The sequence below is a fragment of the Streptomyces sp. NTH33 genome (assembly GCF_003236365.1).
Taxonomy (GTDB): domain Bacteria; phylum Actinomycetota; class Actinomycetes; order Streptomycetales; family Streptomycetaceae; genus Streptomyces.
In genome coordinates this window covers 1-964 of sequence record NZ_POTZ01000974.1, presented here as the reverse complement: position 1 = coordinate 964, position 964 = coordinate 1, and the positions used below count along the sequence as shown (strand labels likewise).

The following is a 964-nucleotide window of genomic DNA, read 5'->3' as shown; positions in this document are numbered from 1 at the left end:
GGGTGGGTGATTGGCCCTCCGCCGTCCGGGCACCCGGGGCGCACTGTGCACCAGGAACAACGACAGTCACGGATCCTGCTCACGGGGTGGTTCAGCTTCCCGGACGGCGAGGCGACCGCCGGGGACGTACTGGCGCTGCAGCGGGTCGAGGAGGTGCTGCGGCGGGCGGGGTTCGCCCACGACGTCGCGTGGAGCCCCGGTTTCCGGCCCGGCGCCCTGCATCTGGACGACGTGGTGCCCGAGCGGTACGGGCGGCTGGTGTTCGTGTGCGGTCCGCTGCACGGGCCGCGGATCGAGGAGCTGCACCGCCGGTTCGCGCACTGCGTGCGGATCGCGGTGGGCACCTCGGTGATCGACCCCGGCAGTGCGGCCGTCACCGGCTTCGACCACGTCGTCGCCCGCGACGCCCCGGCGGCACCGCCCGCCCTCGACCTGGCCGCCCACGCCCCCGCGCCGGCGGCGCGGCCGGTCGTCGGGGTGGTGCTCACGCACGGGCAGCACGAGTACGGGCGGGCGCGCCGGCACGACGTGGTGGCCAAGGAGGTGACCGGCTGGCTGCGCGGCAAGGACTGCGCGCGGCTGGAGCTGGAGACGCGGCTCGACATCCACGACTGGCGGCTGTGCGCCACGCCCGCGCAGCTCCAGTCCGTGCTGGTCCGCCTGGACCTGGTGGTCACCGACCGGCTGCACGGGCTGGTGCTCGCGCTGCGCGCCGGTACGCCCGCGCTGGCCGTGGACCCGGTCGAGGGCGGCGCGAAGGTGACCGCGCAGGCGCGTGCCTGCGACTGGCCCGCGCTGGTGTCCGCCGAACGGCTGGACGCGGCCGAGCTGGACCGCTGGTGGCAGTGGTGTCTCACCTCGGGCAGGGCGGCCGCGCGGCGGATCCGTGACGAGTTCGCGCAGGGCTTCGGGCGGGACGGGACCGAGGAGCTGGTGGCGGCGCTGCGGCGGGGTCGGGCCGGTT

1 protein-coding gene is annotated in these 964 nt (G+C 76.1%); it reads left to right on the top strand.

Features of this window, described 5'->3' with window-relative positions:
* Positions 1 to 45: 45 nt before the first annotated feature.
* Positions 46 to 964, top strand: a 919-nt coding sequence (locus C1I97_RS37905) for a polysaccharide pyruvyl transferase family protein (RefSeq protein ID WP_111007370.1), incomplete at its 3' end; no start/stop codon positions are given.